The organism is Leekyejoonella antrihumi, assembly GCF_007845645.1.
Taxonomy (GTDB): Bacteria; Actinomycetota; Actinomycetes; order Actinomycetales; family Dermatophilaceae; genus Leekyejoonella; species Leekyejoonella antrihumi.
In genome coordinates this window covers 77,939-102,782 of the sequence record NZ_VCQV01000014.1, presented here as the reverse complement: position 1 = coordinate 102,782, position 24,844 = coordinate 77,939, and the positions used below count along the sequence as shown (strand labels likewise).

Here is a 24,844-nt window from a genome sequence, read left to right as displayed (position 1 = left end):
GTCGCAGGACATCGGTGCTCCACTCGGCGGGATCGGTCAACTGGTGGGCGAAGTCAGGTCGTAGAACGTCATCGAACCGATCGTGACCTTCGTGAAGTGCGACTCCACCCATGAGGTGATCTGGCCCGCCGCATGTGACCCGCCCATCTGCGAGCCACCCATCCCGCTGCTCGCGGCGAAGTAGTGGATCTTGCCCGCCGCCACGTAGGCCTTGAACTGGGGGAGCGTCGGCGACGGGTCGCTCCCGTTGAAGCCACCGATCGGCATGACCGGCCGCTGGACTCCCAGCTGCAGACTCGCTGCCGTCTGGCTGCCTATCGCCGCCGCCACCCAGGTGTATTTCGACGCATCCTTGCGCAGCGCCGCGATCACCTTCGCGCTCGGTGTCGTGCCGCCGAGCAGGCCGCCACCGCCGAAACTTCGAGCGCCGCGACCCTGAGTGGTGCCGGGCCCGTTGCCCGTCGCCCCGGTCGGCCCACGACGCGCCGCCCGGGCTGCACCACCACCCGCGGCACTACCACCGGGACGGCCCGCGCCCGCGCGCCCCGGCATACCGCCGCCCATGCCGGCCCCGCCGCCGGCGCTCGGACCGGCCGAGACGATCGACCCCGAGTGCCCTTCGCTCACGGTGGTGACGGTGTAGGCCGCCGGCCCGGCGAGGCCGCTGGCAAGCGCCGCCCCGACGATCACGGCCACGGCCTTGCGGTGCACCCACCGAATCGCCAGCAGCAAGAGCGCAGCCGACAGCCCTATCGCCAGCACGCTGATCCGCAGCCAGTCACCGTAGGCCGTCGTGCGACTCAGCAGGACGAAGGACCAGGTCGCGGCCACCGCGGTCGCCACAGCAAGTGCGATGGCCCCGACCGAGCTGTGACGATGCTCCCACGCCTCGACCGAGCCCATGCCGACGAGCGCGGCGACGGCCGGCGCCAGCGCCACCGCGTAGTACGGGTGGATGATCCCCGACATGAAGGAGAAGGTGAGTGCGGTGACCAGGAGCCAGCCACCCCACATCAGGTATGCCGCTCGGCGCAGGTCGGTGCGCGGGCGACGCCCCCGCAGGACGAGGCCGACGGCCAGCAGGACCAGGGCCGTTGGGATCAGCCACGAGATCTGACCGCCGAACTCCGACCCGAACATCCTGGCGATGCCGGTCTGGCCCCACATGCCGCCGGAGTTGCCGCCACCACCTCCGCCGCCCACCGAGCCGGTCTCATTGCCGGTGATGCGCCCGAAACCGTTGTACCCGAAGGTCAGCTGAAGGAACGAGTTGCTCTGGCTGCCACCGATGTACGGCCGCTTGTCCGCGGGGATCAGCTGCACGAGCGCAACCCACCAGCCGGCCGAGAGCACCAGGGCCACGACACCGACCACGGCCCCGACGATGCGGCGGCGCAACGTGCCGCGGGCCGCGATGAGGAATCCGATCCCGAGGAACGGCACCACCAGCGCGACCTGCAGCGTCTTGGTGAGGAAGCCCAGACCAAGCGCCACGCCCGCGCCGATCATCCAGCTCAACCTGCCCGACTCGGTCGCCCGCAAGGTCGCGTACGCCGCAAGGGTCATCAGCAGCACGAGCAGCGCATCGGGGTTGTTGAAGCGGAACATCAGCGCAGCCACCGGTGTCAGCGCGAGCACCACCCCGGCAATCAGCCCGGCCTGGACCCCGAAGTAGCGACGCACCGCGGCATACAGCACCCCGACGGTCGCGATGCCCATCAGGACCTGCGGCATCAGGATGCTGAACGCGCTGAGCCCGAAGGCCCGCACCGACAGGGCCATGATCCAGAGGGCGGCCGGCGGCTTGTCGACCGTGATGGAGTTCGCGGCGTCGGACGAGCCGAAGAAAAACGCCTCCCAGTTGCTTGAACCCGCCTGCACCGCAGCGGAATAGAAGTCGTTGGCCCAACCACTGGCAGTCAGGTTGTAGAAGTAGGCGATGCCGGTCAGTGCCAGCAGGCCCAGTAGCGCCGGCCTGCCCCACGCCGGATCCTCGAGGTGGCCACGCCAGAAACTGCTCGCCCTCGACGTCTTCTCGCGCGGGGCGGGCGAGGAGCCACTGGCCGCCTGAGACAACGCTTGCACCGGCAACGTATTCATAACAGCGGACCCTGCCGGGCCGCCCTAAGGGCTCACTGTGTGGTGGCCCTCACCGCCCCATGACCCGTTCGCGAGCGCCGCCATCGCAGGAGAAGCGACCTTGCGCAACCACTAGGTCCGTAACCCGGGCCGTCCCGCACTCCCCCGTCTGGGGGATGTTCTATCCGCTTCGACCGCGGATCGTGGTGGTCAGTCGAACGCCCTGGCCGAGGGCGCGAGACCGACGACTCAGGAGATCGGGAAGATGCCCACGATATCGATGCAGGTCTTCATCCACAACGAGACATCGGCGACGCTGACGCGAATGTCCGACAACGTGCCCGGCGGCAAGTGGGGCGCTCGACGCCCACCTGAGTCGATCGCACCGTTCTCGACCGCGACGATGGGCTCCCAGTCCGCTGGGTTCATGACCGGAACGGAAGCTCGTACGACCTACCAGATCGGCGGTTACCCAGGGAACACGCTCTACGTGCACTGGGACAACCCCTTCAAGGGCTCGACCGGCTGCAACACCAACACGGACATCGGACACTACGCGTTCTTCACCGTGACGCAGGGCAACCACGGTGTGGCACATTTCTACCTGCGTGATGCCGGGCGCGTGGCGACCGACTTCCTGCCCAGCCGTGACGCGTTCAAGTTCACCAACTCGTGGCCCGACGTTCCCTACTCGCTGCCACCGCTGCGGGGCTCGATTCTGGACTTCAAGTACGGCACGGCAGCCAACGGCCTGTGTGGCGGGATGTGCCTTGCTGCCGCCGACTACTTCGCCGCCGGCATGCAGATCCCTGGCACCGTCAACCCGCCGGCCGGTGAGCAGGACCCGCTCTTCCTTCACCTCGTCGACCGACTCTTCGACACCTTCTCCGTCGAAAACGTCACGCTGCTTCTCAAGCTCATGAACCCGCTGTACCCGGACACCGACGAGAACGTGCTGTCGGTGCTCGGACTCGCGGCGGGTCGCGCGGCGGTGATGGCGCATCAGGAGTGGCCGTTGGTACGTGCAGACATCGACGCCGGACGGCCGGCCCTGCTGACGCTGCAGACAGTCAAGTCATTACTCCCCTGGGATGTCGGCAAGTGTCACCAGGTGCTCGTCTACGCCTACGAGGCCCATGCGCACCAGGTCACCCTGCAGGTCTACGACCCGAACACCCCTGGCAGCGAAACCGGTTGCGATGAGGTCAGTATGACGTTCGACGACGGCGATGTCGCCCATCGGAATGTCGTGCGGCACAACATCAATGTCTTCGAGGACGGCTCGGCAACGCCGAGACCGATCTACTCCTTCTTCCGTGTCGGCTACACCCCGAAGGTGCCCAGAGTCGCGACACCCCCGCGGGTCACCGCCGCACAGGTTCAGGCACGACACGTGTCACTCGCTGCCGCCGACGCGGAGGTCCTCGAGTCCGTGCCGCACCGGAGCGGAACCAAGATGTTCCCGCTCCCGCACTGCGAACCAAGACAGTTTCCGTTCACCATCTCGCTGGAGCGGCAGCGTCAGCGGGTCACGGCGACTGCGATCGGCTTCATCGCGCCCCGCTTCGAGTGGATGATCAGCGGGGTACTCGTGCCGGATGGTGTCAACAAGGAGATTGTCGTCGAGACCTACACCAACGCATGGCTGTACGAGGTAACCTCACTGGCGGACAGCTGGCTGCCGCTTGCCTCCAAGGAGACCGTGTCGGTCGTCACAAACGGTGCCCAGCTGACGCTTGAGAACTCCCTCGGATCCAGCAACTTTGCTGTGGAAGTGCAGGTGCGGTGTCGTGAGTCCGGTGAAATCGGAGGGCGGCAACCGGCGGACGCGACAGTCGAGGCCAGCCTCGAGGGGACACCCGAGCGGGTCGACGGGCTGGACGATGCCCGGCTCGGCTGCATCGTGGCCTTCTTGAAGGAGCAGCTCCGTGGAGCAACCCGGCAACTGCCGGCCGTGGCTGCGGTCGCCGATACCCTACTGTCCCAGCTCGGCCGACCCGCTGACCCGTTGTGGGACCCTGACCCGGTGCGCGCGCGCTTGCTCCCCCGGCTCGCAACGCTCGATCCGCTGCGGGTGCAGCTCACCAACGAGCACCTTGCTGCGGCAACTCAGTCCCCCGTCAGCCGGTTGCGGATCCGGCAGAGTGAGGACATCCGCACGATCGACGTTCACGACATCGGTTCGGTGGCCGAGCAGGCACAGCTCGCCGCCGACCTCAGTCGAATCGGTGACGTGCTCGCGCGCCGGAACCTGGGCTGAGCAGCGTCCTGCGCTCGGTGGCCGCTCCGGGCCGCGCTCGGCTCGGAGCGCTACTTCTTCCGGCTGCCGAGCTGCTGCAGCTTGTCCAGCACCGCAGGCGTGGCCGGCTTGCCCTTCGCGACGCGCTTGCCGCTCGCCATCATCGCCCGCTCATAGACCGGGTGCACATAACGCTTGGCGCGGTAGGCGATCCGCCCGTCCGGGTCCGTGAGGATGATGAACCGGCGGGTCCGCATGCCGGCGTATGCCGCACGCGCCACCTGCTCGGCAGAGCGCGGCGCCTTGTTGATCAGGTCGACGGCGGCCTGCTCCATCTCGACGTCCTTGCCCTGCAGCGACTGCGCAAGGTTGGTGCGGAAGAACGACGGGCAGATCACCGACACGTCGATCTGCCACGGCGCGAGTTCGTGCCGCAGCGTCTCCGACACCGCAACGACGCCCGCCTTGACCGCGTTGTAGGACGACATCGACGGGGCGTGCACCAACCCGGCGAGCGACGCCGTGTTCACGATGTGGCCCGACCCGGCCTCCTTCATCAGCGGCACGAAGGTGCGACAGCCGCGCACGACCCCGAGCAGGTTGATGTCGATGATCCACTTCCAGTCGTCCATCGACAGCACATCGATCCGGCCACCGGCCGCAACGCCCGCGTTATTGACCAACAGGTCCAGCCCACCCCAGTTGCTCTCGACCCAGTGCCGCGTCTCGTCCCACTGCTCGTCGGAGCGCACATCCACCTGGCGGTAGGCGACACCGGCCGGCAGCGTGCCCTCCGGCGCCTGCACATGCTGGTCGACGACCAGCACCTTCGCGCCGTCGGCGACCAGCAACCGGCTCAGCTCCAGCCCGAGCCCGGAGCAGCCTCCGGTGACCAGGGTGCGTGCGCCGGCGTACGACTTGGGTTCTGATTGAAACGGATTCTTCATGTCACCGACCCTACGGACCCGGGAGCCTCAGCGCCATACTGACGGGTAACCAATCCGGCCATCAGTCGAAGAGCGCCCGGATGTCGGCCGCGGTGATCGCGCCCGAGAGCGCGCCGCCCTCGTCGACGACGCGGGTGAACAGGTCCCGCTTGCGCTCCTGCAGGGCGACCACCTTCTCCTCGATCGTGTCGCGCGACACCAGCCGATAGACGGTGACCGGCTTGTCCTGGCCGATGCGGTGCGCGCGATCGATCGCCTGCGCCTCGGCGGCGGGGTTCCACCACGGGTCCAGCACGAAGACGTAGTCCGCCTCGGTCAGGGTCAGCCCGACCCCGCCGGCCTTGAGCGAGATCAGGAAGGCGGTCTGGTCACCGGACTTGAACCCGTCGATCACCTGCTGCCGCTTGCGGGTCGACCCGTCGAGGTAGGCCGTGGTCACCCCGGCCTGGGCAAGCGCCTGCTCGGCCAGCCGAAGGTAGGAGGTGAACTGGCTGAAGACCAGCGCGCGGTGCCCCTCCTGCGCCAGCTCGGTCAGCTGCTCGACCAGCACCGTCAGCTTCGCCGAACGCTCGGTCGCGGAGTAGTCGTCGTCGACCAACCGGGGGTCCAGCGCCAGCTGCCGCAGCCGGGTCAGTGACGCGAGGATCGCCACCCGGTTGCCGTCGACATCCTCCAGCAGGCCGAGCACCCGCTGCCGCTCACGCTGCAGCTGACGCCGGTAGGCCTGGTCGTGCCGTGGCGTCATCGACACGTCGAGACGCTGGATCTGCTTGTCCGGCAGGTCCGTTGCCACCTGGTCCTTGGTGCGTCGCAGCATCAGCGGCCGAATCCGCCGACGCAGCTGGTCCAACAGCTCGGGCGCGCTGCCGTTCTCGATCGGCCTGCGATAGGCCTGGCCGAAGACGTCGGGCTTCGGATAGAGACCGGGCGCGGACAGCGACAGCAGCGACCACAGGTCCATCAGCGAGTTCTCCAGCGGGGTGCCGGTGATCGCCAACGTGAACGGTGCACCGATCCGCTTGGCCGCCTGGAAGGTCTTCGACTGGTGGTTCTTGACGGACTGCGCCTCGTCCAGCAGCAGACCCCGCCAGTCGACCTGCCGGAACGCGTCGGCGTCCAGGCGCAGCACGGCGTACGAGGTGACGACGATCCGGGCATCGTCGGCCGCCTCGCTGACGGAGGTGCCACGCTTGCGGCTGGTCTGGGTCAGAGCCGTGACGGGTATGCCGGGTGCGAACTTGGCCGCCTCGTTCACCCAGGTGCCGACCACCGAGGAGGGCGCCACCACGAGCACCGGACGGTCCAGCTCACCGGCCTCGTGGGCGCGGACCAGCGCGGCGAGCGCCTGCACGGTCTTGCCGAGACCCATGTCGTCCGCGAGGATCCCGCCGAGACCGCAGTCCCAGAGCGCGGACAGCCAGGAGTAGCCCTCGAGCTGGTAGGGGCGAAGCGTCGCCTGCAAGCCGGCCGGCACCGGCGGGGCGCTGAACTCGTCGATGTCGGCGAGCCGCCCCACCGCTCGCTCCCAGGTGCTGCTCTGCTGACCGACGATGCCCAGGTCGACCAGCTCCTCCCACAGGCCCAGGTGGAACCGGTTGATCCGCAAGCCATCGGACTCCCGGTCGGCGATCTCGCGCGCCTCCCGGATGAGCTCGCGCAGCCGCACCAGGGCGGGGTGGTCCAGCGAGAACCAGGTGCCTGAGTCCAGCAGCATGACCTCTTCGCCGCGCACCAGGGCGTGGAACAACGGCTCGAAGGGCACCTCCTCGCCGTCGAGCGTCACGCTGACATGCAGGTCGAACCAGTCCGGGTCGTCACCGTCGGCGGTGCCGACCTCGATCAACGGGGTGGCCTCACTCTGCTCGAAGGCCGGCAGCTCGCCCTTGATCTCGACTCGCACGTCATCGGAGCGCCTCAGCTCCTCGACCACCTGCAGCAGCCGGACGGCCTGCCAGCCGGAGACGGTGCGCTCACTGGCCGGCCACCAGCCCAGCCCGCCGACCATCTCCAGCAGGCCGGCCTCGTGCAGCGCCGGCTCCAGCCGCTCGACCAGCTCGCGCTCGGCGACCCGGTCACGGGTGCGGTCCAGATAGTCGAGCGAGACCGGCTGCTGGTGCCGCCCGGCATACAGCATGTGGGCGGTGACCTGCACCGTGTGCTCCTGCGGGGAAACCAGTGTCAGCTGCAGCTGGACCCGGCCGGTCGTCGCGGCATCGTCGGCCTGCGCGTCGGGCATCAGCCGCGCGAGGCGCGGGTAGTAGAGGTCGAGGAACTCGTCGGCATCCTGCGCCGGGATCGTGAGGTCACCGTGCCGCAGCAGGGCCGACGTCATTGCCGAGGCCGGGCGGTCGAAGCCGATCAGCGCGATGCCCGAGTCGTCGACCACAGCCACGCCATGCACGGGGTCGCCGATCATCACCAGGTCGCCGTCGGTGTCCAGGCCCAGATGCACCCCGCCGCGGACCGTGCCGTCCGGCGCGGTGGTGAACTCCACCTGCGGCCGCAGCCGGCGGTCCAGCAGCCGCACCTCGCCCGGCTCGTTGACGCCGGGCAGCAGCTCGACGCCGGAGTCCCGGACGGCCCGCAGCGCGTCCCAGACGGCCGGACCGGACTCCTGCAACATCCGACTCCTGCCGTAGGTCATGAACTCGGCGCTGCTGCCCAGCACCTGCTGCAGCGCACTGATCGCGCTGGCCTGGGACCGATCGAGGTCTTCGCGGCTGTAGCCGTACCCCGCGACGCGCGCCTCGTCCCACATCTGCTTGACGCCCCAGCGACCGGTGCGGTTCATCTTGCAGGCCATCAGCTCGATCTGCGGCTGGGGCAGACTGTCGACGCGGAAACCGTGCCCCTGCTTCACCACGAAACGCAGGCCCAGCCGCGCGGCGCCGGCGGGACCCGCCCCGTCGATGTCCTCGAGCAACGCACCCACGAACTTGCGCCAGGCCAGCTCATCGGACACCCCGTCGAGCTCACCCCCCACGTGCTCACGGGCAACCAGCAGCAGGGCGGCCACATGCTTGCAGTCCACCGCCATCGGGCAGGAGCAGCGCGAGACCCACTGCGGCGTCGTCGCGTCTGAGGCGAGGGTCACCATGCTGGTGTAGGGCCGGGATCTGCTGCCGGACACGGTGGCCAGCAGCATCCGCCCGCGGTCGCCGGTGTTGATCGACTCGACCATCCCGGAGCGCGCGTACTGCCGGGCCCGCTGGAGGCTCCCGGTGCCGACCTGGTCCTCGATCGCCTCATCCGTCACATGGCGCAGCCAGTCTGCCCCCTGAACGCTGAAACCGGGAGACGTCGTCACTGATCGACCGTAACGCGACCCGCCGACAGTCGCGAAGTCGTCCCGCCCGAATGTGGACAGCTGCCCGGCGACGGTGCCACGCGGCATACGCCTGCGGGTGGGTGCCAGAGGTAGGCGGGTCAGACCGGCAGGTTGGCCTCGGCCCAGGTGGTGAGCTCCTCCAGGGTCGGCAGCAGTGCGCGACCGCGCTCGGTCAGGTTGTAGTGCACGGAGACCGGCGGGCCTTCCGTGACGACCCGCTGCACCAGGCCGACGGCCACCAGCTCGGCCAGCCGGTCTGCAAGCACCGAGTCACTGATCCCACTGACGGCCCGCCGCAGCTCGGTGAACCCGGCGGGTCCAGCCTGCAGCGTGGCCAGGATGATGCCGTTCCAGCGCTTGCCGAGGAAGGTGAAGGCACGCTTGAGCGCCGCGTCACACATCCGCGGCTCATGCGTCTGGTCACAACTCTCCACAGGGCCAATCCTACGCGACCGCTTGCCGAAATGGCGTTACTCCTATTTTAGAAGTAGCATTGTTCTTGCTAGTTACCCTTGGAAAGGAAGTGCTGTGACCACCATCACATCCACGCGTCAGATGGAACGACTCGACGAGGCCGGCCGCGCCATGCTGTTCACGCAGGCACGCACCGCCAACACGTTCGACTCCACCCCCGTCACCGATGACGAACTTGCCGGCATCTGGGACCTGGCCCAATGGCCCCCGACCGCGGCCAACTTCCAGCCGCTGCGCGTGGTCTACGTGCGCACGCCGGAGGGCAAGGCCCGCCTGCTCCCGCACCTGGCCGACGGCAACAAGGACAAGACGGCGTCTGCGCCGGCCGTGGCCATCCTCGCGCGCGACACCCGTTTCCACGAGCACATCCCCACGGTCTTCCCCGCCCGCGCCCAGATGCGCGAGGCCTTCGAGGACGACGCTGCCGGCCGAGACCAGGTCAGCACCTTCAACTCTGCACTTCAGGTCGGCTACTTCCTGCTCGCCGTGCGAGCCCAGGGACTGGCCGCCGGCCCGATGGGCGGGTTCGACCGCGAGACCCTGGACCGCGAGTTCTTCGCCGACGGCCGACTCGCGTCCGTGCTGGTCGTCAACATCGGCCACCCCGGCACCGACCCGTGGTTCGACCGACTGCCGCGCCTGGAGCACGAGGACGTCGTGCAGTACCTCTGATCATCGCGAGAGTGCGCATACCCGGGCCGCAGGGTGTGCGCACTTCCGTTTTCGGCCAGCCTGCCAGCTCAGTCCTTCGGCATCTCGCGCTCGAGCTCGACGAGCCAGGCTGCCGCGTTCCCGTCGGACGGCGCACGCCAGTCGCCCCTCGGCGAGAGTGAGCCGCCAGCCACCACCTTGGGGCCGTTGGGCATTGCGGACCGTTTGAACTGGCTGAATCCGAAGAATCGCCTGATGAAGAGCTCCAGCCACCCGCGAATCTCCGCCAGGTCGTAGGCCGTTCGCTTGGACTCTGGGTAGCCCGCCGGCCAGTCTCCCACCGCCGCATCGCGCCACGCGTGATAGCTCAGGAAGGCAATCTTGCTCGGCCGGAAGCCTTGACGCAACACGTGGAAAAGGTTGAAGTCCTGCAACGCGTAGGGGCCGACCTTGGCCTCGGTCGACTGCGTCTGCCCTTCGGCGTCCGCCGGGATCAGCTCTGGGGTGATCTCTTCATCCACGATGTCCTCAAGAGTGTCCAGCACCGAGCCGTGGAAGAGCTCCGACTCGACAACCCAGCGGATCAGATGCTGTATCAACGTCTTCGGGATCCCGGAGTTGACGTTGTAGTGAGACATCTGGTCGCCCACACCGTAGGTGCACCAGCCCAGCGCGAGCTCCGACAGATCGCCGGTGCCAAGAACAATGCCGTTCTCATTGTTGGCGATCCGGAAGAGGTAGTCGGTGCGCAGACCGGCCTGCACGTTCTCGAAGGTGATGTCGTAGACCTTCTCGCCATGCGCGAACGGGTGGTCCATGTCTTTCAACATCTGCATTGCCGCAGGCCGAATGTCCAGCTCCTCGAAGGTGACTCCCAGTGCCTCGGCCAGCCGGGTGGCATACGACTTGGTCTTGTCGCCGGTGCCGAAGCCGGGCATGGTATAGGCGAGGATGTCCCGGTGGGAGCGGCCCAGCACCTCCATGGCCCGGGTCGCGACGATCAGCGCGTGTGTGGAGTCGAGGCCACCGGACACCCCGATGACGATCTTGGGCTGACCGATGGCTCGTAGTCGCTGCACCAGCCCGGAGACCTGGATGTTGTAGGCCTCGAAACAGTCCTGGGCGAGCTGATCGGGATTCTCTGGCACAAACGGGAACCGGTCGACCTTGCGCAGCAGGCCGATGTCACCGATCGGTGGGTCGACCCGGAACCCGACAGTGCGGAAGGACTGCGCTGTCGCCGCGTTCGTGCGGGCGTTGTCGTCGAGCGACCCATCCCGCAATCGGTCCTGTCGGATGCGGTCGAGATCGACGTCGACAACGGTGCGGCGCGGACCATCGGGGAATCGTGCAGTCTCCCCGAGCAGTCCCCCGCACTCGTAGACCATCGTCATGCCGTCCCAGGACAGATCCGTGGTCGACTCGCCCGGGCCGGCCGCGGCATACACGTAGGCGGCGAGACAGCGCGCAGACTGTGCCTGGCACAGCGTGTGCCTGACACTCGCTCGTCCCACGGTGATCGGGCTGCCAGAGAGGTTCGCCAACACGGTTGCTCCGGCGAGCGCAGCCACTGAGCTCGGGGGGATCGGCACCCACATGTCCTCGCAGATCTCGGCATGCACGGTCAGCCCGGCGAGGTCCACTGCCTCGAAGAGCAGGTCGGGTCCGAACGGCACGGTCGCGCCGCACAGTGCAATGGTCTGCCCCTGCTGGTCGTCTCCGGCGGCGAAATACCGCTTCTCATAGAACTCGCGGTAGTTGGGGATCAGCGACTTGGGGGCTACGCCGAGCACCTCACCTCGGTGAATAGCAACGGCGCAGTTGAACACGCGATGGCCGCGGCGTATCGGTGCGCCGACGAGCACCAGTGGACGCAGCGTCTGTGTCGCCTCGGCTACGGTCGCTATCGCCTCCTCCACCGCATCCAGGAGCACAGCCTGCAGCAGCAGATCGTCGATCGCATACCCACTCAGGCACAGCTCTGGAAACACCGCCACGGCCACCCCGTCGTCATGGCACTGCTGCAGCTGCTCGACGACCATCACGGCATTCGTGTGCGGGTCCGCGATCGAGGTGGGCACGGTGCACGCAGCGATGCGCGCGAAGCCTTGGTGATAGGCCGAGTAGAAGTCCACGGGCACATCCTCCCATCCCTCCGAGAGGTCACAAATAGCACCCGAGAAGTCACCATCTGCACTCGAGAAGTCACCTGCATGCGGTCGCCGGTCGCTAGATTGAGCGCGTGGAAGAGACGTTGCGCGACCCCGAAGGACTCCTTGTCCATCCCGCTGAACCGGGTGGGTGCGGAGTGCTTGTGCTCGGCGGATCGAGCGGTCGCATCGATCACGGCCGCGCGCGGGTGCTGGCGGCGCACGGTGCGACGGCCATGGCGATCCGCTGGTTCGACGGTCCGGGCCTACAGCCCGAGCCGTATGAGGTGCCGCTGGAGCTGTTCTTCGGCGCACTGGACCGTTTGGCGCCGATGTGCGACCGGCTCGCAGTGGTTGGGCTGTCATTCGGCGCCGAAGCCGCCCTGCTCACCTCCGCACACGATCGGCGCGTGACCGCCACGATCGGCTTCGCGCCCAGCAGCGTCGTCTGGGCCGGCGTGGACACGAGCCACCAGCCGACCCGGCAGACATCGCAGTGGACACTGGGCGGCAAGCCCACGGCATACGTCCCGTTCGACGAGAGGTGGGAGCCGGACAGCGACCCACCGGCATACGCCGAGTGCTACCGGCAGAGCCTGAGGACGTATGCCGATTGCGTTCCGGCTGCGACGATCCCGGTTGAGCGAATCGCCGGTTCGGTCGTGCTGGTGGCGGGTGGGGACGATCAGGTCTGGCCCTCGGTGCAGTTCGCTGCCGCGTGCTCCGATCGGCGAGCAGAGCATGGCCTGCCGACCACCGTCATCACGGATCGCAGTGCCGGACATCGGGTCACCCTTCCCGGCGAGAGCGAGGTGGTCGCCGGCGCTCGGATGGCCCGCGGTGGCACGCCCGAGGCGAACGCACACCTGGGCCGCCTGGCTTGGCCGGCGATCGTGGCTGCGCTCGACCTGCACCCCTGAACTCCCGCTGCGAAGGGACACACGTCGCTTCTCACGTGCACTCAACTCACGGTTCGGTGGAAACAACTCGCTTCTCGGAGGTGATTTGTGACTTCTCGGGTGCTGTTGGTGACTTCTCGGGGGTGATTTGTGACTTCTCGGGTGCTGTTGGTGACTTCTCGGGTGCTGTTGGTGACTTCTCGGGGGTGAGTTTGGTGGCGATCAGGGTGTGCGTCGCGGGCCGGCAGGCCCAGAGCCCGAGGAGCACGGCGATGGCCAGCATGATCAGCGCCATCCCCGTCAGCATGAACCGGAATGGCACGATCGACACCAGGCCGGCGCCGACGGCGAGCGCGATGATCTGCGGGATGCCCACCAGTGCATCACTGGTGGTGGAGACGCGTGCCATCAGCCGGTTCGGCGTGCGCACCTGGATCAGGGTGTTGATCGAGACGACCAGCACCGGCAGCCCGAAGCCGACGGGGATCGCACCGGCCAGAATGACCAGGATGTTCGGCGCAGCCGCCATCATGGCGAGCGAGATCACAAAGAGAAACAGCGACATCACGATGGCGGGGATATGGCCGATGCGCGTGATGATCATGCCGGACGTGAGACCACCGGCCAGTGCCCCGACACCTTGCACAGTCACGATCACCGCCACAAAGGTCGGCGGTTTACCAAACGCGTCGGCGATCGCATAGATCAGCGACTCGATGAACCCGAAGGCGAAGATCGTCCCCGCGATGCCGAGGAGCGGATACCAGAGCACCTTGTCACGGTGCACATGCGCGAGACCGGCGACAAACTCCATGCGCCAGTGCATTTCCGGCGGTTGGACTGCATCGCCCTCGACACGGAGCGTGAGCATCGCGACCACTGCCACGGCATACGCGCAGAGGACCAGGATCACCACTGCGTCCATTCCGAATGCCGCGTAGAGCGTGGCCCCTCCGAGTGGGCCGAAGAGCCGCATCCCTTCACGGAAGCTGCTGGTCGAGGCGTTCGCGTGGACCAGCGTCTCCTCCGGGACGATCAGCTTTAGCAGCCCGGTGACCGCGCCTGGAAGCATGACCAGGGCGACACCATACGCGCAGGCGACGGTGTAGATGATCCACACTCGATCGGGCCCATGAACGAGGGCCAGTGGGAGCAACGACATTGCGGCAAGTGGGTATCCAGCGAGCAGAAAGGCCCGCCGGGGGAACTGGTCGACCACCCAGCCAAGTGCTGGGGCCACCGCCGACGGCACGGCGACCCAGAAGAGTGTCAGCCCCGCGGCGCCACTCGAACCGGTCAAGGACTTGACCCAGATGCCGAAGGTCAACATCAGCACCGAGTCGGCGACCATCGTGGCCGCAAGAGCGACGAAGAGTCTGCGGAAAGCTGGGATCGCGAACGCAGTTTTCATCATTCGGCTCCCGTGTCGGCGCTCAGCAGGCTGAGCATGTAGACCAGGCTGGCCCCCTCGGGCACGGGCTCGTCGCCGGTCAGCCGGCCACGATGCTCCATCAGCAACTCCAGGATCCGCCCCGCCAGCGACGCTGCCTCCTCACGCGTGAGGTAGGTCGCGGACTGCGATGCGCCCAGGTCCCAGTCGTCCTCCGCCTGAGCATTGTGCTCGAACCGTGCGACCTCTCGCTCCACCATGAGGGACTGCAACGCGCGGGCAGTCCTGTTGAAGACCGCAGCACCCGGCTCGTCAGCATCGAGTGCGTGGAAGCTCACGCCGATCCTCGTCATCTGCCATGGCCTGCGTCGCCCATGACCATCGTGCGTCTCCTCGACGAACTTGTGCTCCGCGAGCTTGCGCAGGTGCCACGAGCAGTTCGCCGGGGTCTCATCGAGTGCGTCGCCGAGCTCACTGGCGGTCATCGCGCCGTTGATCGAGAGCTGCTCGATGATATCCATGCGCAGCGGGTGCGCCAGGGCCTTGAGCTCACCGGCGGTGCGTAGTCGCCGTCCATCGAAAGACATGTTGCGATACTAAACCTATCGAAAGGTTTCTTTCAATAGGTTGGTGCGACCGTTTCTGTGGACCGCGCGAGACAGCGGCGAGGTCTCGCTTCTCGAGGATGCGGAGCTCACCCCGGGGCTAGTGGGCGCGAGGTCCGAAGACCGGCACCTGCTTCTTCAGCCCGGCGGTTCGCGCGACCTTCGCATTGCGGGATGCCAGCAGGAAGACCTGCTCCAGCCGCTCGCGCGCGAAGGTGCGACGCGGGCTGGAGTTCCACCGCGAGTTGAAGAGACGTTTGGCGGCCGCGACCGCGTCCGGGGAGCGCAGCGCCAGCTGGTCCGCGAGCTCGCGCGCGTCGGCCCGGGGGTCGCTGCTCAGCGTGCCCGCCAGGCCGAGCTCGTGCGCGCGCTCGCCCGAGATGGTCTCCGCAGTCATGGTGAGCCGTTTGGCCGCTTCCATGCCGATCTGCTCCGCGAGCGACCGGATGCCGGTCATGTCCGGAATCAGCCCCCACTTGCCTTCCAGCACGGACCACTTCGCGTCGGACGTGGTCATCCGGAAGTCCGCGGCCATCGCAATCTGCAGGCCGCCGCCGAAGCAGTGCCCGTGCACCGCGGCAATGACCGGAGCCGGCACGCGACGCCAGGCCCAGCACGCCTCCTGGAACGCATTGGTGCCTCGCCACGGCATCGGGATCATGCCGAGGGGAATCTGCGACGGACTGCTCGATACGGACGCGAAGTCCAGCCCGGCACAAAATGACTCACCCTCGCCGGAGATGATGACGGCGCGTAGGCTCCGGTCACCGCGCAGCTCGCGCGCCGTGCTCGCCAGGCCGCGAAGCATGTCCATCGTCAGACCGTTGAGCTTGTCCGGGCGATTGAGACGCACATCCGCCACGCCGTCGGCCACCTTGCAACTGATCAGGTTCGACATGCCCGAAGCCTAACCAGGGATCACGGCCGACACGCTGCCCGTCCGGGCTCGGTCGATGGATCAGTCGCCCACCCGCACGCGGCCGGTGTCGTGCTGCTGCGCGGCCGCGTGATCAAGCAGCTCGAGGGCCCGTGCGGCGACAGGCGAGGACCGCACCCCATCCCGCACAATCGCCACGATCCGCCGGCGAGGTTCCGGCTCGACCAGCCGGGCGAAGGTCACGTCCTCGGTGACACGCACCAACGGCAGCCGCGGCAGCACGGTGACGCCGACGCCGGCGCCAACCATCGCAATGGCGGTGTAGTGATCTTCGCATCGTGCGACATACCGGGGCGAGAAGCCGGCCGCGCGGCACGCCCTGGCGACGATCTTGCTGCATGTGCTGTCCGACCTGTCGTTGTCGACCCAGGGCTCCTGGGCAATGGACGACAACGGGATCTCCTCTCGATCGCTCAGCGCATGATCGCGCGGCATGACCAGGTAGTAGGACTCCTCGTGGAGCACATGTCGCTCGTGCCCCGGCAGGGTCATCACCGGACCGTCGATCGCCTCGGTCCGCACGTCGATCTCGGGACGATGCCCCAGGGACGGTTCGCCCAGCTCGTTCAGGTTGAAGGTGACCAGCGCGTCGGGGAACTCCTCACGCAGCGCCTTGGCCACCGGCGGCATCCAGATCTGCCCGGCGGAGGCGAAGCAACCGATCGACAGACCGATCGACCGGCCGTCCCGCAGATCATCGACCAGGGCGGACAGGCGGGAGAGATTGCCCATCAGCTCGTCGCTCTCGGCAGCCAGCACCCGACCGGTCGCGGTCGCGGTGATCCCGCGCCCGGACTTCTCGAAGAGAGTCAGCCCCGTCTCGCGTTGCAGCGCGGCGATCTGCTGGCTGATGGCGGACGGGGTGTAGCCCAGATGGGTGGCCGCAGCACCCACCGAACCGCTGGCAACCACGGCCCGGAAGACCCGCAATCTGTTGGTGTCGAGCATGATATAACCATACAGCATTGCTACATATACATACAGCAATCTTGACTTGTGCTAACTAGTTGATTGATGGATCATTGAGGTCATGAAGACGACACAGCACCCCAGGACCCGTAAGAACCTCGCAGTCCGATTCGCCGGAGTCCTGCGCAACCAGTGGCAGGAGCAGCAGTATCTGCAGGAGCTGCGGCTGAACATGATCAACGAAAAGTGGGAGGGTTCCGACCGACGTCGCGCGTGACGGCCTCCGCCCCGTCCGACTGTCCCGACGACATCAAAGCGGCGCCCCCGTGACCGGGTCACGTGGGCGCCGCTTCGTATGCGGTGGCTCGCGTCGTCAGAGCGCGATCGGCACCGGCTTCCCATCCACCCATTCATATGGCGTCATCTGCGTCAGCGCCGGTGAGTAGGCGTGGATCGTCAAGCCGAAGCCGTCACCCACATTGGCCAGATCGTGCAAGTGCCCGGCCGCGAAGGAGCGCTCGTCGCCCGCGGACAGCTCACGCGAGTGCACCGCGCCGCCCGACCACGCCGACTCACGGAACGCGCCCGACAGCACCACGTAGGCACCGGCGACGTCGCCGTGGTCGTGCCACCCCGTGCTGACGCCCGGTGGCCACGTCATCACCCAGACCTCCAGGTGCGGCGTCGAGGCCAGCTCATGGCGCGTGCGCTCGGTCGCCGTGGTGTCGATCAGCCGGGTGAGATCGGGGTCTCCGGCAAACAGCTGAGCCATCCGGATCAGCTGATCTCGGGTGAAGCTTCTGATGCCGACCGATGGGGTGGTGCTCATGAGGTGCGTCTCCGATGAAGAGGAAGTCGAAAGGATGCTGCCGGGGTGCGCGCAGGTGATGCGTGCGCTCAGACGAGGCAGCGATGCCACGTGCGAGGGCGCGTGATGGCGCGCATTCGCAGATACGTGGCTTTCGAAGACATGCCCGTAGTTGAACACGGGAGGCTGGCGTCATCAAATGGTTTGGCTGTGATCTTGCTATGTGGAACGCGCCCCGAAAGTAATCGGCGCACCGCCGGGAATCTTTACCGGCTCCAGACGTTGTCGCCTATGACCTCAACGCTAGGAGCAGATGTGGCCACCCAGGCATTGACCACCGACACCTTCACCAGCACTGTCACGGACAACGACATCGTGCTGGTCGACTTCTGGGCCGACTGGTGCGGTCCGTGCAAACAGTTCGCCCCCGTCTTCGAGTCGGCGTCGCAGCAGCACAACGACATCGTGTTCGCCAAGGTGGACACCGACGCCGAGCACGAACTTGGCCAGGCCCTCAATATCAGCTCGATTCCCACGATCATGGCGTTCCGTGAGGGCGTGATGGTGTTTGCTCAGGCGGGCGCGATGCCCGAGCCGATGCTGACCGACCTGATCAAGCAGGTGCGGGAGCTGCCGATGGACGAGATCCACGCCAAGATCGCCGAGGAAGAGCAGCAGGGCGACGCCTCGCAGAACTGAGCCGGGCAGTTCAGTCCGGACCACCGGGTTGCGGTGTCTTCCCGCGTCATGAGGTAGGGCCTACGACCCCGCCCAGGGGTGGCCTGCGAGCGGTCGGTGACACTCCAGCGAGCCCGCGCAGGTCAGGCGGTGGTGAAGGCGTCGAACGAGAGCCGGCGCAGCACCCGCAGCGAACCGTGCACCGAAACCTGCCCGAACCCACCGCTGTGCATGGCGGACTCGACCACATGCCAGGGTGCCTGACCCCCGTCATCGGGGTTGGGAAAGACGTCGTGCACGATCAGCAGCGCGCCGGGGGTCAGATGCCGCGCGAATGACCGGTAGTCGTGCAGCGCAATCGGTTCGGTGTGGTTGCCGTCAAGGAAGAGCAGCTCGATCGGCGAGCTCCACCACTGCGCCACGACTTCCGTGCGGGCGACCACCGCCGAGCAGCAGTCCTCCAGCTCGTCGAGGACCGGGCGGAACCGCGGCAGGGTGTCGAGCTTGCCGGTGCGGTCGTCCACCAGCGACTCGTCGTGCCACTCCCACCCCGGTTGGTTCTCCTCGGACCCGTGGTGGTGGTCGACGGTGACCAGCTGCGCACCCACGCGACGCGCCGCGTCACCGAGCAGCAGCGTCGACTTGCCGCAGTAGGTGCCGATCTCCAGCCAGGTGCCGGGATTCGCCCGCAGGGCCGCCTCGTGCAGTGCCTCGCCCTCGTCCACCGGCATGAAGCCAGGGGTCTCGGCTACGACCTTGGCCAGGTGCTCGGATAGTGCCATCAGCTTGCCGCTCCGTCGCTCACCTCGGGGAGCTCATCGTCGCACGATCCGGCGTCTGCGAAGAGCGGCGATCCACCAGTTGAACCGGTGAGCGCATCGACCGCGAGCAGCACCGCCGCCGCGGACCAGGCCGTTTGCTCCCGCGGCCAGACGACGTCGTTGACGACGTTGCGGCCGGTCCAATATCCGCCCGAGTCCTCGTCGCGCAGCGACTGCAGGTCCGCCAGCACCACCAGCGCCCGGTCCGAGTCCCCCATGGCGTCCAGGGCGGCCACCAACTCGGCAGACTCCGCGGCCGTGACCCACGGCTGATCGCTCACGCAGCGCACTCCGTGGCCGGGCCAGACGAACGCGTCCCATGACTCCCGCAACCGCACCTGGGCCGCCTCACCGCGCAGCACTCCGGTCAGCATCGGGTAGTACCAGTCCATGGAGAACCGTGCCCGATCGGCGAACACCCTGTCGTATGCGGATGGGTCGGCCAGCGCCTGCGCCAGCCGGGTTCGTGCCCAGCGCCACCGCGGGCGGTCGTGGCCGAGCGCGGCGGCGATCTGCAGACCGCACTCCAGAGACTGCGCAGCACTGGCGCTCCCGGTCAGCAGGGCGAAGGCGTCAGGACGACCATCGGGCGTGACCGCCCAGGCCAACGCACCGTCCGGGCGCTGGGTGCGCACCACGAAGTTCAGCGCCCGCTCCACGGCCGGCCACAGGCGGGCCAGCACCTGCGTGCGACCGGTGACCTGATGGAAGTGCCACAGCCCGACGGCGAGGTAGGCGCTCTGGTTGGTGTCGGCACACGCATTTTCGATGCTGCCGCCGCGCATGACCATCGGCCAGGACCCATCCGGACGCTGTGCCGCCGCCGACCAGTCGAAGGCCCGCTGCGCCTCGGCATACCGACCGACAACGGTCAGGCCCATCGCCGCCTCGATGTGATCCCAGTGATCCAACTGGGCACCGGCATACCAGGGGATCGACCCATCGACCTGCTGCTGGGAGGCGATGAAGTCGCCTGTGCGGCGGGCCTGTTCGGCACTGAGGATGCCTGGCAGGTCAAGACGTTCAGCGGTGCGTGGGCTCATGAGACCGGCTTGCGCAGGTAGACGACGAAGCTCTTGCCGATCAGCGGGTTGAGGCTGCGCTCGGCCAGCCGGGTGACCGCCGGTGCCTTCATCATGTCCCAGACCAGCAGGCGGTGGTAGGCCCGCGTGGCAAAGTTGTTGTTGTCCGGCCCGACCGCGCACTTCAGCCACCAGTAGGGGGCATGCAACGCGTGCGCATGGTGCTGGCCGATGACCTCGAGGCCGGTGCGCTCGAGTCGCTCGATCAGCTGCGACCCCTGGTAGATCCGCACGTGACCGCCTTCCACCTCGTGGTAGGCGTCGGACAGCTTCCAGCAGATCTGCTCGGGCCACCAGCGCGGCACCGTGACGGCGACGAGGCCGCCGGGCTTGACGACACGGGCGATCTCCTGCATCGCTGTCTCGTCCTCGTGGATGTGCTCGAGGATCTCTGAGGCAATCACCCGGTCGAAACTGCCGGTCTTGAAGGGCATGTCCCGCGCGTCGCCGTGTCGCACATCGGCGGTGGCATCCACGGGCACCTGGCCCTCGACGTCCATGGCCACGAACATCGACTTCACGTCGGCGAGGTCTGTCTCATTCATGTCGAATGCCGTGACGTGGGCTCCGCGGCGGTAGGCCTCGAACGAGTGCCTGCCCTGCCCGCATCCCACGTCGAGCACCGTCATCCCGGGCTCGATCGTGAAGGTGTCGAAATCGACAGTGATCATGACGTGTGCTCCTCTCGCCCCACGAAGTCCTCACTCCGCAGGCTCCGCTCGGTACTTCGTGGGGGCCCCGCTGGCATCGTACGGGTAGCTGCGATGACCTCGGTGTAGATCTCGGCCGTCGCGGTGGCCACGGATCGCCAACTGTACGTGTCCATTGCGCGTTGCCGGCCCACCGCTCCCATCCGGGCACGCTGCCCGGGCGTGCGCAGCAGTCGCTGCGCTGCGGCCGCGAGCGCTATCGGATCACCGGCCGGCACGAGCTCACCGGCGCCCCCCTTCACCAGCTCCGGCAGCGCACCCACATCCGAGGCGACCACGGGTGTGCCGCAGGACATCGCCTCGACCGCCGGCAGCGAAAACCCTTCGTACAGCGAAGGAACCAGGTGCACTTGTGCTGATGCCAGCAGTGCTGCGAGGTCGTCCTCGGTCAGGCCCGAGCGGAACTGGACGCGGTCCAGCAGACCGGCCTCGGCCAGCGCCTTGCTGGTCGTGTCGCTCGGCGTGCCCACGACCACCAGCTCACTCCAGAGGGCGGGGTCGAGATGTGTGAGCGCACTCACCAGGACCGACAGGCCCTTGAGCGGCACATCGGCACTGGCGATCGTGACCAGCCGGCCGGGCACCCGCGGGACGTCGCTCGGACGGAACCGATCGACATCCACCCCGACCGGGACGATGCGCAGCCGCTCGCGTGGCACGGCGAAGTCGGCGGCGATGTCACCGGCCGACCGCTCCGACACGGTGAGCAGGTGGGCGCTGCGAGCGGCGACTCGCCGCTGCATCTGCACGAATCCGTACCAGCGACGCTTGGTCAGTCGCTGCCAGCCCTGCGCAGCGGCGAGCTCGAGCCGTCGGTCCCTGGTGATCGGGTGGTGGATCGTCGTGAGCAACGGCATACCCCGGCGCTCGAGGTCCAGGATGCCAGGTCCGAGCGTCTGATTGTCGTGCAGGATGTCGAAGTCGGCAATGCGGTGGCGCAGCATCCGCGACAGTCGCAGGCTGAAGGTGCGTGGCTCGGGGAACCCCGCGCTGCACATCGTGGCGAACTCGAGCATGTCGATGCCCGAACGGAACTCGCGTATGCCGGGCCGCCGGAACGGATCTTCGGGCCGGTAGAGGTCGAGGCTGGGCAGCTTGGTCAGCAGCACCCCGTCATCCAGCTCGGGGTAGGGCGGCCCACTGAACACCTCGACGTGGTGGCCGAGCGCGACCAGCTCCCGGGAGAGGTTTCGGATGTAGACGCCCTGGCCGCCGGAGTGCGGCTTGGAGCGGTATGAGGACAGTGCCACTCGTAAAGGACTCACCCTGCCAAATCCTCGTCCTGCGCCTTCCGGGATGCCCGCGAAGTGTCGAGCGAGGCACGAGGGAGAACTTCGTGGGGTGAGGCGAAGGTCATGTCTTGAGTGACGTCGGCGGCCCTGGTGTCCCGCCTGTCGAGCACGTAGTTCTGCCGCAGGAACCATGGCCGACGGTCGCCCTGCTTGGGGAAGTCGGCGAGAGAACGCTGCACATACCCCGACGTCAGATCGAGTGCCGGATGGGCGGCCATCGTGCGATGGGCCGTGGGATAGCCGTAGGCGTAACCGGATTCGCTGACGTGGTTGATGAACTTGCAGAAGTACCGGGTGGACAGATCGGATCGCAGAGTCCATGAGGCGTTCGTGTAGCCGATGCACATGGCAGCATTCGGCACACCCTCCAGCATCAGGCCCCGGTAGATGTAACGGCTGCCGAGGTCGACCTCCTTGTCGTCCACCGTGATCGTGGCGCCGCCGGCCGCCAGCATGTTGAGCCCGGTCGCGGTGATCACGATGTCGGCGGGCAGGACCTGGCCGGAGGTGGTCCGCACCCCTTCGGGCACGAACCGGTCGATGGTGTCGGTGACGATCTGCACGTCACCGGAGCGCAGCGCCTTGAAGATGTCGCCACCCGGCACGACACACAGTCGCTGGTCCCACGGCTTGTAGCGGGGGGTGAAGTGCCGTTCGTCGATGCCGGTGTCCTTGAGCTGGGCCATGACGCCCTTGCGGATCACCCGGCTGGCGGCCTTCGGTGCGCGCTGACAGAACTGGTAGAACGCCAGGGAGGTGAGGACGTTCTTCCACCGGGTGATGTCGTAGGCACGCTGCGGGCCGAGGCGTCTGCGCAGCGCCAGGGCGACGGCGTCCTCGGCCGGCAGGCTGATCACGTAGGTGGGTGATCGCTGCAGCATCGTCACCTGGGCGCCGCCGTCGGCGAGCGCGGGCACCAGCGTCATGGCCGTGGCGCCGGACCCGATGACGACGACCCGCTTGCCGATGGCGTCAAGGCCTTCCGGCCAGAACTGCGGGTGCACGATCTGCCCGGTGAAGTCGTCGGTGCCGTCGAAGTCGGGGGTGTAGCCCTGGTCGTAGTTGTAGTAGCCGGAGCACAGGTAGGTGTAGTCGGCGGTCACCGTACACGACCCGTCCGGTGTCTGCAGGGTCAGCGTCCACCGAGCGTCCGCACTGGACCAGGCGGCCTCGACCAGCTTGGTCTCATACACGATGCGCTCGTCGATGCCGTACTTGTGCGCGGTGTCCTCGAGGTAGGCCAGGATGTCGGCTCCGTCGGCGATGGACTTGTCGCCGGTCCACGGCTCGAAGGAAAACCCGAGGGTGTACATGTCGGAGTCGGAGCGGATTCCCGGGTAGCGAAACAGGTCCCAGGTGCCGCCCAGCGCGCTGCGCGCCTCGATGATGGCGTAGTCCTTGTCGGGACACATCGTCTGCAGTCGGTAACCGGCGTTGATCCCGGACAGCCCGGCGCCGACCACCAGCACGTCGTAGTGGTCCTTCAGTTGCGCCATACGCCTACCTTCTCTTGTCCCGGATGCTGGCATCTTCCCCTAAGTTACCCGCCAGTCACATATCCGGCCAGCGAACGTGTCGCCGGATTCTCGCAAGGGTCGACCTGTCGGCCGCACCGCCTTCATCCTTCCACCCGCTTCGGTCGTCCCTCTCGCGGATGACTAGCATCACAGACTATGCACAACCCGGCGCCTGCGAAATATGACGTGGCCGTCGTGGGCGCCGGACCGGCCGGAAGCATGGCGGCTCGGGCCGCAGCCCAAGCGGGTGCGAAGACACTGGTCGTCGACCGGTCGCAGTTCCCCCGATACAAGACCTGCGGTGGCGGGCTGATCGGTGTCACCCTGGCGCATCTGCCTCCCGAGCTGAATCTGCCGGTGCAGCAGGAGATCACCGCCGCCTCGTTCAGCCTGCGGGGGCGCAGGCAACGCTGGCGGGAAAGCGACAAACGCATCCTCACCCTGATCAGTCGCACCGAGCTGGATGCCGCACTGCTGGCCTGTGCCTGCCGCGCCGGCGCCGCGTCGATGCTCGGCACCCCCGTCACCGGCCTGACCGAGCACGACGACCACATCGAGCTGGCCACCGGCGCCGGACCCATCACGGCCCGCTATGTCATCGGTGCCGACGGGTCGACCAGCCGCATCGCCCGGCACGTCGGGGCCACGATGCGGCAGGTGGATCTCGGCCTCGAGGTCGAGCTCGAACGACCACCGGGCGATCAGTGGCGCCAGCGGGTGCATATCGACTGGGGCTGCGAACCCGGCTCCTACGGCTGGGTCTTCCCCAAGGCGGACACCCTGACCGTCGGCGTCATCCATCGCAAGGGCAACCCGGAGGCAACCCGCCGCTACCTGAGTGGACTGCTCACCGCGTATGGACTCGACGGCCTTCGCGAGGTCAAGAACTCGGGTCACCTCACCCGCTGCCGGGCATCGGGATCACCACTGTCCTGCGGCCGCGTGCTGCTCGCCGGAGATGCGGCCGGCCTGCTCGAGCCGTGGACCCGTGAGGGCATCTCGTATGCCGTCCGCTCCGGCACTGCGGCCGGCGCGGCTGCCGCACGGGGAGCCAGCGGGGCGCTCACCCCCTTCGAGGTGGGGCGGTCCTACCGGCGGTCGATCGCACCGACACTGCTCGCGGAGATGTCCGCGGGTCGCCGATCGCTGGATGCCTTCGAGAAGCATCCGGGTCTCTTTCACCGCCTCATCACCGGCACACCGGTCGGCTGGGACGCGTTCATCCGGATGACGCGCGGGGACATCACGCTCGCGGATGCGTTCGCGCACTGCTCGGTGAGCGTGGGAATGCAGGCGCTCGGCCGTCTCTGAGCCGGCCGGGACGGTCG

General features: G+C 67.4%; 21 protein-coding genes. 6 read left to right on the top strand and 15 right to left on the bottom strand.

Annotation, left to right across the window (positions count from 1 at the left end; translation table 11 throughout):
* Nucleotides 1-36: 36 nt before the first annotated feature.
* Nucleotides 37-2,100 (bottom strand): glycosyltransferase family 39 protein, encoded by a 2,064-nt coding sequence (locus tag FGL98_RS11645; RefSeq protein WP_146316938.1) that lies wholly within the window; start codon nt 2,098-2,100, stop codon nt 37-39.
* A 244-nt stretch (nt 2,101-2,344) separates the two neighbouring features.
* Between FGL98_RS11645 and FGL98_RS11640 the strand changes: the two genes are divergently transcribed.
* Nucleotides 2,345-4,339, top strand: coding sequence for a hypothetical protein (locus FGL98_RS11640; protein WP_146316937.1), 1,995 nt, complete (start codon nt 2,345-2,347; stop codon nt 4,337-4,339).
* A 50-nt stretch (nt 4,340-4,389) separates the two neighbouring features.
* Here FGL98_RS11640 and FGL98_RS11635 read toward each other — a convergent pair whose 3' ends face one another.
* The 3 genes from FGL98_RS11635 to FGL98_RS11625 all read right to left on the bottom strand — a co-directional run bounded on the left by FGL98_RS11635 (nt 4,390) and on the right by FGL98_RS11625 (nt 9,027).
* Nucleotides 4,390-5,265, bottom strand: coding sequence for an SDR family NAD(P)-dependent oxidoreductase (locus FGL98_RS11635; RefSeq protein WP_146316936.1), 876 nt, complete (start codon nt 5,263-5,265; stop codon nt 4,390-4,392).
* A 61-nt stretch (nt 5,266-5,326) separates the two neighbouring features.
* Complete coding sequence (locus FGL98_RS11630; protein WP_246136510.1) at nt 5,327-8,572, bottom strand: DEAD/DEAH box helicase; 3,246 nt, start codon at nt 8,570-8,572, stop codon at nt 5,327-5,329.
* Nucleotides 8,573-8,691: 119 nt separating this feature from the next.
* Nucleotides 8,692-9,027 carry a winged helix-turn-helix transcriptional regulator gene (locus FGL98_RS11625; protein ID WP_246136509.1) on the bottom strand — a complete coding sequence of 112 codons (336 nt, stop codon included), beginning with the start codon at nt 9,025-9,027 and terminating at the stop codon, nt 8,692-8,694.
* A gap of 94 nt (nt 9,028-9,121) precedes the next feature.
* Between FGL98_RS11625 and FGL98_RS11620 the strand changes: the two genes are divergently transcribed.
* Nucleotides 9,122-9,739, top strand: coding sequence for a malonic semialdehyde reductase (locus FGL98_RS11620; RefSeq protein ID WP_246136508.1), 618 nt, complete (start codon nt 9,122-9,124; stop codon nt 9,737-9,739).
* 68 nt (nt 9,740-9,807) lie between these two features.
* Here FGL98_RS11620 and FGL98_RS11615 read toward each other — a convergent pair whose 3' ends face one another.
* Nucleotides 9,808-11,853, bottom strand: coding sequence for an NAD(+) synthase (locus tag FGL98_RS11615; protein ID WP_146316934.1), 2,046 nt, complete (start codon nt 11,851-11,853; stop codon nt 9,808-9,810).
* A gap of 107 nt (nt 11,854-11,960) precedes the next feature.
* On the opposite strand from FGL98_RS11615, the gene FGL98_RS11610 reads away from it, so the two are divergent.
* Nucleotides 11,961-12,788 (top strand): acyl-CoA thioester hydrolase/BAAT C-terminal domain-containing protein, encoded by an 828-nt coding sequence (locus FGL98_RS11610; protein ID WP_146316933.1) that lies wholly within the window; start codon nt 11,961-11,963, stop codon nt 12,786-12,788.
* Nucleotides 12,789-12,834: 46 nt separating this feature from the next.
* On the opposite strand, the gene FGL98_RS11605 is transcribed toward FGL98_RS11610, so the two are convergent.
* The 4 genes from FGL98_RS11605 to FGL98_RS11590 form a co-directional block, all read right to left on the bottom strand.
* The gene (locus FGL98_RS11605; protein WP_186526116.1) at nt 12,835-14,178 is read right to left on the bottom strand and encodes an MFS transporter; all 1,344 of its coding nucleotides are present in this window, start codon (nt 14,176-14,178) and stop codon (nt 12,835-12,837) included.
* Nucleotides 14,178-14,744, bottom strand: coding sequence for a winged helix-turn-helix domain-containing protein (locus FGL98_RS11600; RefSeq protein ID WP_146316931.1), 567 nt, complete (start codon nt 14,742-14,744; stop codon nt 14,178-14,180). The genes FGL98_RS11605 and FGL98_RS11600 overlap by 1 nt, the downstream gene beginning before the upstream one ends.
* Before the next feature lie 118 nt (nt 14,745-14,862).
* Complete coding sequence (locus tag FGL98_RS11595) at nt 14,863-15,660, bottom strand: crotonase/enoyl-CoA hydratase family protein (RefSeq protein ID WP_146316930.1); 798 nt, start codon at nt 15,658-15,660, stop codon at nt 14,863-14,865.
* Between the two features lie 60 nt (nt 15,661-15,720).
* Nucleotides 15,721-16,647, bottom strand: a complete 927-nt coding sequence (locus FGL98_RS11590) for a LysR family transcriptional regulator (RefSeq protein WP_186526115.1) — start codon at nt 16,645-16,647, stop codon at nt 15,721-15,723.
* Nucleotides 16,648-16,729: 82 nt separating this feature from the next.
* Between FGL98_RS11590 and FGL98_RS25425 the strand changes: the two genes are divergently transcribed.
* Nucleotides 16,730-16,885, top strand: coding sequence for a hypothetical protein (locus tag FGL98_RS25425; protein ID WP_186526114.1), 156 nt, complete (start codon nt 16,730-16,732; stop codon nt 16,883-16,885).
* A gap of 96 nt (nt 16,886-16,981) precedes the next feature.
* Here FGL98_RS25425 and FGL98_RS11585 read toward each other — a convergent pair whose 3' ends face one another.
* Nucleotides 16,982-17,437 carry a cysteine dioxygenase gene (locus FGL98_RS11585; protein ID WP_146316928.1) on the bottom strand — a complete coding sequence of 152 codons (456 nt, stop codon included), beginning with the start codon at nt 17,435-17,437 and terminating at the stop codon, nt 16,982-16,984.
* Between the two features lie 294 nt (nt 17,438-17,731).
* On the opposite strand from FGL98_RS11585, the gene trxA reads away from it, so the two are divergent.
* Nucleotides 17,732-18,115: a thioredoxin gene (gene trxA, locus FGL98_RS11580; RefSeq protein ID WP_146316927.1), complete on the top strand. Its 384-nt coding sequence runs from the start codon at nt 17,732-17,734 to the stop codon at nt 18,113-18,115.
* 122 nt (nt 18,116-18,237) lie between these two features.
* Here the strand turns inward: trxA and FGL98_RS11575 are convergent, their stop codons facing one another.
* The 5 genes from FGL98_RS11575 to FGL98_RS11555 are packed head-to-tail and all read right to left on the bottom strand — an operon-like array spanning nt 18,238 to nt 23,495.
* A complete protein-coding gene (locus FGL98_RS11575) occupies nt 18,238-18,876 on the bottom strand; it encodes a class I SAM-dependent methyltransferase (RefSeq protein WP_146316926.1) in 639 nt (212 codons plus the stop codon).
* The gene (locus FGL98_RS11570; RefSeq protein WP_146316925.1) at nt 18,876-19,958 is read right to left on the bottom strand and encodes a prenyltransferase/squalene oxidase repeat-containing protein; all 1,083 of its coding nucleotides are present in this window, start codon (nt 19,956-19,958) and stop codon (nt 18,876-18,878) included. Before FGL98_RS11570 ends, FGL98_RS11575 begins: the two co-directional genes overlap by 1 nt.
* Complete coding sequence (locus tag FGL98_RS11565; RefSeq protein ID WP_146316924.1) at nt 19,955-20,668, bottom strand: class I SAM-dependent methyltransferase; 714 nt, start codon at nt 20,666-20,668, stop codon at nt 19,955-19,957. Before FGL98_RS11565 ends, FGL98_RS11570 begins: the two co-directional genes overlap by 4 nt.
* The gene (locus FGL98_RS11560) at nt 20,665-21,972 is read right to left on the bottom strand and encodes a glycosyltransferase family 4 protein (RefSeq protein ID WP_186526119.1); all 1,308 of its coding nucleotides are present in this window, start codon (nt 21,970-21,972) and stop codon (nt 20,665-20,667) included. Before FGL98_RS11560 ends, FGL98_RS11565 begins: the two co-directional genes overlap by 4 nt.
* Nucleotides 21,969-23,495, bottom strand: coding sequence for a flavin-containing monooxygenase (locus tag FGL98_RS11555; RefSeq protein WP_146316922.1), 1,527 nt, complete (start codon nt 23,493-23,495; stop codon nt 21,969-21,971). The genes FGL98_RS11560 and FGL98_RS11555 overlap by 4 nt, the downstream gene beginning before the upstream one ends.
* A 177-nt stretch (nt 23,496-23,672) precedes the next feature.
* Between FGL98_RS11555 and FGL98_RS11550 the strand changes: the two genes are divergently transcribed.
* A complete protein-coding gene (locus tag FGL98_RS11550) occupies nt 23,673-24,827 on the top strand; it encodes a geranylgeranyl reductase family protein (protein WP_146316921.1) in 1,155 nt (384 codons plus the stop codon).
* The last annotated feature ends 17 nt before the right edge of the window (nt 24,828-24,844 follow it).

Coding starts and splice junctions, on each gene's coding strand:
- FGL98_RS11645 (WP_146316938.1), bottom strand. CDS start 2,100: ATGAATACGTTGCCGGTGCAAGCGTTGTCTCAGGCGGCCAGTGGCTCC.
- FGL98_RS11640 (WP_146316937.1), top strand. CDS start 2,345: ATGCCCACGATATCGATGCAGGTCTTCATCCACAACGAGACATCGGCG.
- FGL98_RS11635 (WP_146316936.1), bottom strand. CDS start 5,265: ATGAAGAATCCGTTTCAATCAGAACCCAAGTCGTACGCCGGCGCACGC.
- FGL98_RS11605 (WP_186526116.1), bottom strand. CDS start 14,178: ATGAAAACTGCGTTCGCGATCCCAGCTTTCCGCAGACTCTTCGTCGCT.
- FGL98_RS11600 (WP_146316931.1), bottom strand. CDS start 14,744: ATGTCTTTCGATGGACGGCGACTACGCACCGCCGGTGAGCTCAAGGCC.
- FGL98_RS11595 (WP_146316930.1), bottom strand. CDS start 15,660: ATGTCGAACCTGATCAGTTGCAAGGTGGCCGACGGCGTGGCGGATGTG.
- FGL98_RS11590 (WP_186526115.1), bottom strand. CDS start 16,647: ATGCTCGACACCAACAGATTGCGGGTCTTCCGGGCCGTGGTTGCCAGC.
- FGL98_RS25425 (WP_186526114.1), top strand. CDS start 16,730: ATGAAGACGACACAGCACCCCAGGACCCGTAAGAACCTCGCAGTCCGA.
- FGL98_RS11585 (WP_146316928.1), bottom strand. CDS start 17,437: ATGAGCACCACCCCATCGGTCGGCATCAGAAGCTTCACCCGAGATCAG.
- FGL98_RS11575 (WP_146316926.1), bottom strand. CDS start 18,876: ATGGCACTATCCGAGCACCTGGCCAAGGTCGTAGCCGAGACCCCTGGC.
- FGL98_RS11570 (WP_146316925.1), bottom strand. CDS start 19,958: ATGAGCCCACGCACCGCTGAACGTCTTGACCTGCCAGGCATCCTCAGT.
- FGL98_RS11565 (WP_146316924.1), bottom strand. CDS start 20,668: ATGATCACTGTCGATTTCGACACCTTCACGATCGAGCCCGGGATGACG.
- FGL98_RS11555 (WP_146316922.1), bottom strand. CDS start 23,495: ATGGCGCAACTGAAGGACCACTACGACGTGCTGGTGGTCGGCGCCGGG.
- FGL98_RS11550 (WP_146316921.1), top strand. CDS start 23,673: ATGCACAACCCGGCGCCTGCGAAATATGACGTGGCCGTCGTGGGCGCC.